The organism is Sorangium sp. So ce381, from assembly GCF_051473845.1.
Lineage (GTDB): Bacteria > Myxococcota_A > Polyangia > Polyangiales > Polyangiaceae > Sorangium > Sorangium atrum.
Map to the genome: position 1 here is coordinate 3,643,836 of NZ_CP150336.1, position 6,165 is coordinate 3,650,000.

Genomic DNA, 6,165 nt, shown 5'->3' on the forward strand with positions numbered 1-6,165 from the left:
AGGCCCCGGGCGGGCCACGCGCTCCCCGGCGCAGCAGCACCCTCGACGGAGTGATTCATGGCGCTCACCACCCGTGTAGAGCAGATCCTCTCCTGGTACGCCTCCGAGAACCCAGGCACGCTGACGAACCTCGTCCGGCTGCTCAACCATGGCGCGCTCGCGGGCACCGGAAAGATGGTGATCCTGCCCGTGGACCAGGGCTTCGAGCACGGTCCGGTGCGATCGTTCGCTCCCAACCCCGAGGCCTACGACCCCGATTACCACTTTCAGCTCGCGATCGACGCCGGTTGCAACGCCTACGCGGCGCCGCTCGGATCGCTGGAGGCGGGCGCGGCCAGGTTCGCGGGGCAGGTGCCCCTGATCCTGAAGCTGAACAACAGCGACACGCTGGCGAAGGTGGACCAGCCCGTGTCGGCGGTCACCGGCTCGGTCGAGGACGCGCTCCGCCTCGGCTGCGTCGGCGTCGGCTACACGATCTACCCCGGGTCCGGCGCGAGAAACAGGATGTACGAGGACCTTCGCGAGATCGCCCTCGAGGCCAAGCGCAGGGGCCTGGTCGTCATCGTCTGGAGCTATCCGCGCGGCGCCGGGCTGTCGAAGCAGGGAGAGACGGCCATCGATGTCTGCGCCTATGCGGCGACGATCGCGGCTCAGCTCGGTGCACACATCATCAAGGTCAAGCCGCCGACGGCTCATATCGAGCAGGAGGAGGCGAAAAAGATGTACGAGAAGTACAGCATTCCCATCCAGACGCTGGCCGACCGGACCCGGCACGTCGTGCAGGCGACGTTCGGCGGAAAGCGCGTGGTGATCTTCTCTGGCGGCGAGTCCAAGGCGACCGACGCAGTTCTCGGCGAGGTGCGAGAGATGGCCGCGGGCGGCTCGTTCGGGTCGATCATGGGGCGCAACGCGTTCCAGCGCCCACGCGCCGAGGCGCTGCAGCTCCTCGCCGACGTGATCCAGATCTACAGGTCGGCGCGCTGACGCCCCTCGATCCGACGCTCGGGCCGGGCCTGCTCGGACCCGCAGTCCGGCGGGCAGCGCCGCGCTAGGCGCTCCGACGGCGCGCCACCGAGCGCCAAGCCTGCGCGAAACTGCGCGAAACTGCGCGGAACCGTGTGGGACCGTGCGGCGGGAGCGGGACCGCGCGGCGGGAGCGGGACCGCGCGCCCGGGAGCGGGAGCGCTCTCCCGCCCGCACCTCGGGCCGACCGCCTGCGGGCATCGTCCACGTCGACGGGGTTAGCCCTTCGTGTTTAGATGCCGCGCTGGACACCCTCCACATCCCGGGCTCAGGAGACCGCATGCCGATCAAATTGAACCTCGCCTCGTCCGACCCGCTGAGCATCGCCGTCGACGTCGTCGTCATCGGCGTGCCTGAAGGCGCATCGACGGGTGAGGGCGTGCTGGCGAGGCTCGTGGCGGCGCTGGGCGAGTCGGTGACCCACCAGGTCAAGCGTGACGACTTCACGGGGAAGAGGGATCAGAGCATCGATTTCGCGACGCACGGCGCGTTGAAGCCGGGCCGGGTGCTGCTGCTCGGGCTCGGGTCGGGCAAGGTCACCGATGTCGAGTGCAGGCTGCTCGCGGCGAAGGGAGCGCGCTTCGCGAACGGCGTGCGCGCCGAGAGCGTCGCGGTCGTGGTGCCCTCCGGCGTCGAGCGCGCGGAGCGGGCCGCCGCGGAGGGGCTCGTGCTCGGGGCGTACCGGTTCACCCGCTACTTCACGGGCGATCGTCGGCCCAAGGTCGAGCTCTCGCGCGGCACCGTGGTCATCGAGGGCAAGGTGGGCAAGGCGGCGCGCGATGCCGTCGCGCTCGGCCAGCAGGTCGGGGAGGCGATCTGCGTCGCGCGCGACCTCGTCAACGAGCCGCCGAACGAGGTTTATCCGGAGGCGCTCGCGCGTGTCGCGGTGGACGTGGGCAAGCAGCACCAGCTCAAGGTGACGGTGCTCGACAAGGCCGCGCTCATCAAGCGGGGCATGAAGCTCATCATGGCGGTGGGGCAGGGGAGCGCGAGGGACCCCCGGCTTGTCCACATGGTCTACGCTCCTTCCGGGAAGCCGAAGGGGAGGCTGGTCTTCGTGGGCAAGGGGCTGACCTTCGACAGCGGCGGGCTCTGCATCAAGCCGGCTCAGGGCATGGAAGAAATGAAGGGCGACATGGGCGGCGCCGCGAACGTGATCGCGCTGATGGCCGCCGTCGCGGCCGCCAAGCCGAACGTCGAGGTGCACGGCGTCATCGGCGCGGCAGAGAACATGCCCGACGGCGCGGCCTACCGGCCCGGCGACATCTTCGGCTCTCTGGATGGCAGGACGGTCGAGATCATCAACACCGATGCAGAGGGGCGCCTGGTCCTCGCCGACTGCCTCGCCTATGCGCGCGCGCTGAAGCCGGACCTCATCGTCGACAACGCGACCCTCACGGGCGCGTGCGTCGTGGCCCTCGGGCCGACCGTGTCGGGCTTCTTCTCGAACCGCGAGGAGGTCGCGGAGCGCCTGCGGAGCGCCGCGAAGGCCGCGGGCGAGTCGATGTGGCAGCTCCCGCTCATCGAAGAGCTCCGCGACGGCCTCAAGAGCGACTGGGCCGACATCAAGCACACGGCCGACCGCTGGGGAGGGGCCATCACCGCGGCCTTGTTCCTCCGCGAGTTCGTGGGAGACGTCCCCTGGATTCACGTGGACATCGCTGGCCCATCCATGGCGAGCAAGCCGTACGGCATCTTCTCCAAGGGCGGGACGGGCCACGGCGTGCTTACCTTCCTCCGCCTCATCGAAGGCTTCACCGGCTAAACCGTGCAACTCCGCCGCAAGCTCGCGCGCGCCATGGGGCGCGCCATCACCGACTTCGACATGATCGCCGACGGCGATCGGATCCTCTGTGCTGTCTCGGGGGGCAAGGACAGCTACGCAATGCACGCGCTCCTCGTCGACCTCGCGCGGCGCGCGCCGGTCCGGTTCAGCGTGATCGCGGTCAACATCGACCAGGGGCACCCTGGCTACCCGGGACACCTCCTCACCGACTACATGGCGGCGGGCGGCCACGAGTTCCGGATGATCTGCGAGGACACCTACTCGATCGTCACCGAGAAGATCCCCGAGAACAAGACGTACTGCTCCCTTTGCTCCCGCCTGCGCCGGGGCATCCTGTACCGCATCGCGCGCGAGCTCGGCTGCTCGAAGATCGCCCTCGGCCACCACCGTGACGACGCCGTGACGACGCTGCTCCTGAACCTGATCTTCGCGGGTCAACTGAAATCGATGCCGCCGAAGCTCATCTCCGACGACGGCGACAACATCGTGATCCGTCCGCTGATCTACTGCGCCGAGGCCGAGCTCGCCGCGTTCGCCGCCGAGGAGCGGTTCCCGATCATCCCCTGCGACCTGTGCGGGTCCCAGGAGAACCTCCAGCGCAAGGCGGTGAGCCAGCTCCTCGCGGAGCTCGACGCGCGCCACCCCGGGACGCGGCAGAACATGCTCGCCGCCCTCGGCAATGTGCGCCCGAGCCACCTCTTTGACACGGGCCTTTGGAAGCGGCTCGGGCTCGAGGTCGCCCGGGAAGAGGGGAGCGCTACCGACGAAGCAGGCGCGGGTGCGCCATCGCCGGACGTGCTGCCCGTGGGCAACCTCCTGAGAAACCTGGCCTAGCGCTCGCTCATGAGCACGGATGCCCCCGGCGCCATCTCCATCGGCGCTCCGCGCGAGGAGGAGTCCACCGCGTCGGCCTCCGTCGATCGCGGCGGTGCGTTGACGCGTGAGGTCGACGAGGTGTCGGGCTCGGACCGCCCGGAGGCGCCGCTGCCGGGGGCGGCGCACTTCGACCTGGGTCTGGGCGGCGGGCGCGCCCCGCAGGCGTTGCTCGCCGCGGTCGTCGCCTGGATGATCACGGTCGCGCCTGCGGGATTCGGTCGTGGCGCGCCGGTGTTCGCCAGCATCGCCGCCGCGCTCGCTTTCCTGTGCGGCGTCGCTGCGCCGCTGCTCGCCGCCACGCACCGCCGGCTCGCGCGGCACCTCGGCATCTCCGTCTTCCTCGCGCTGGTCACGCTGACCTGGCTGCTGGCTTCTCCTTCCCTTCAGCCCTCCCGCCTCGACCCGGTCCGCGCGGCGATCGGGGCGATCGCCTGGGGCATCTTCGCGCTTTCCTGGCGCGATCGCTGGGATGTGCGGCGCCAGCCGGAGCCGGAACCGGACGCCCCTCTCCTGCAGGCCCGCGCCCACCTTCCTCCGCTCGCGACGGCGATCGTCGCGTTCGGCGCGCTCGTGAGCCTCGCGATCCTCGTGCTCGCGTGGCGCGTCCGGGACCCGGACCGCGCCCTCTTGGCCCAGGCCGTCGCGGTGGCCTGCGCTGTCGCGCTGATCACGGCGGCCTCCGGCGTCGCTGTGGCCCGTGGCCGCCGGCACACGGCCGGCGCACGGCGGCTCCCCCACAGAGCCGTTCGGCACCTGGTGGTCCTGATCGTCTTTGCCGTTCTGGGGGCGGTCGCGATGACGCTGCGGTGAGCGGGGGGCGCGGCCGTGGCCTCCCGGCTGCCGCTCCTTGATGTCCCCGCATCCCCGCCGGTTCCCCATCAAATCGCGTTACACTCATGGGCGTGTCCCGCGCAGTCGATGTGTTCGCGGTTCTGCTCCTCGTCGCCGCAGCGTTCTCCTTTGCCTTCGGGGTTCACGCGCTCGGTGATCGCCAGGATTTCAAGGCGATCTACCTCCTCGTGATCGGCGGCCTCTCGCTCAAGGCGTCCACGGAGATCCTTCGTCCCCGCGGGGGTAGCGCGTGAGCCCCGGGCGCCGAGCGATCGCGGCCGTCGCGTGCCTGTGCGCGTGTGCGGCCTGGGCTGCTCTATCGACGTCCGCGAGGGGGGCGGCGCCGCTGCCGCCCGACGTGGCCGCCCGCGTGGGCGCGAGCGACATCGCCGTCGACTCGGTCGCTCGCATCGCGGCGGCGCAGCAGATCCCGCCTGCGCAGGCCCGGGACGCGGCGGTCCGCGACGCGCTCTGGGCCGCCGAGGCACGAGCTCGCGGCCTCGAACAGGAGCCCGACGTGCAGCGCGAGATCAGCCTGGTGCTCGCCCGTCGCATGCTCCACGGCCTGAAAGAGGAGGCGGCGAACGCCGGCCCGGTGACCGACGACGAGCTGCGCGTCGCCACCGAGCGCCACTGGCTCGATCTCGATCGTCCCGAGGGGTACCGCACCGTGCACGCCGTCGTGAAGCTCTCGGAAGACGCTGGCGAGGCCACCCGTGACAAGGCGAAGGCGATCGCCGACGCCATCCGGACGGCCGTGTCGTCTTCGCGCGAGGTCGCTCAGCGCACCGAGCCGCCCCGCGCCGCGGGGACGCCGCAACCGCCCCCCGATCCGGCTGCGGAGGCGTTCATCAGCGCCGCGAAGGGCGTCCCCGCCGAGGGCTTCGAGGTCGTGGCGCAGGCGCTCGCGCCGGTGACGGAGGCGGGCCGCGTGCTCACGCCGGAGCCGCAGCAGTTTGACCCCGCTTTCTCCCGCGCAGCCGCGTCCCTCGTCGCGCGCGGCGATCTCACCGCACCGGTCAAATCGGCCTTCGGAGTGCATGTCATCATGCTCCTCGAGCGCATCCCGGCGCAGGTGGTGCCTGTCGAGGAGCGGCGCGGCCTGGTGCGCGACGAGGTCGTGGCGGACCGCGCGCGCGCCGCCCAGTCGAGGTTGCTCGAGGTGGCACGGCGCGAGCCGAAGTTCGCGGGGCCCGTCGACGCGCTGCTCGAGCTCGTGCGGATCGAGCCATGACCACCTCGCGCAACGGAGGTCGCAACCGGGCTCGACGCCGGCTTCCACGTGACCAGGCGCCGTCCTCCTTCACGTCGATCCTCGAGGATCTCCTGTGCGCGATCCCGGGCGCTCACGCCGCCGCGCTCGTGGATTTCGAGGGGGAGACCATCGACTACGCCGGCGGGCTCGACCCCTACGATGTGAAGGTGACCGCGGCCCACTGGCAGATCGTGCTGGCCGAGGTCGCAGGCTCGCGCCTGGGGGTGTCGCGCCAGATCACGGTGCGCGCCCACCGCAAGAGCTACATCGTGCGCCAGCTGCAACCGGAGTACGCCCTGGTCCTGGTGCTGCACCCGCGGGCCGCCTTTGCCGCGTCCCACCGCGCGTTGCAGGAGGCCGAGGCGCGGCTCTGCGCCGAGGCCGGCTGGAGCAC

General features: G+C 71.0%; 7 protein-coding genes (1 of these 7 cut by a window edge). All 7 read left to right on the plus strand.

From position 1 onward, the window contains the following. Positions 1–57 precede the first annotated feature (57 nt). Entirely contained in the window at positions 58–984 is a 927-nt protein-coding gene (locus tag WMF29_RS13870) for a class I fructose-bisphosphate aldolase (protein ID WP_437329277.1), read from the plus strand. Between the two features lie 319 nt (positions 985–1,303). After that, positions 1,304–2,788, plus strand: a complete 1,485-nt coding sequence (locus WMF29_RS13875) for a leucyl aminopeptidase (protein ID WP_437329278.1) — start codon at positions 1,304–1,306, stop codon at positions 2,786–2,788. 3 nt (positions 2,789–2,791) lie between these two features. Continuing rightward, on the plus strand, positions 2,792–3,643 hold the full coding sequence (ttcA, locus tag WMF29_RS13880; protein ID WP_437329279.1) for a tRNA 2-thiocytidine(32) synthetase TtcA: 852 nt from the start codon (positions 2,792–2,794) through the stop codon (positions 3,641–3,643). A 9-nt stretch (positions 3,644–3,652) separates the two neighbouring features. Further along, a complete protein-coding gene (locus WMF29_RS13885) occupies positions 3,653–4,495 on the plus strand; it encodes a hypothetical protein (RefSeq protein WP_437329280.1) in 843 nt (280 codons plus the stop codon). 92 nt (positions 4,496–4,587) lie between these two features. Further along, the gene (locus WMF29_RS13890) at positions 4,588–4,770 is read left to right on the plus strand and encodes a hypothetical protein (protein WP_157906650.1); all 183 of its coding nucleotides are present in this window, start codon (positions 4,588–4,590) and stop codon (positions 4,768–4,770) included. 104 nt (positions 4,771–4,874) lie between these two features. Beyond that, positions 4,875–5,750 (plus strand): peptidylprolyl isomerase, encoded by an 876-nt coding sequence (locus WMF29_RS13895; RefSeq protein WP_437329281.1) that lies wholly within the window; start codon positions 4,875–4,877, stop codon positions 5,748–5,750. Beyond that, positions 5,747–6,165 carry the 5' portion of a roadblock/LC7 domain-containing protein gene (locus tag WMF29_RS13900; protein ID WP_437329282.1) on the plus strand. 235 nt of this gene lie beyond the right edge of the window, so only the first 419 of its 654 coding nucleotides appear in the window; it begins with the start codon at positions 5,747–5,749; its stop codon lies off the right edge, out of view. The genes WMF29_RS13895 and WMF29_RS13900 overlap by 4 nt, the downstream gene beginning before the upstream one ends.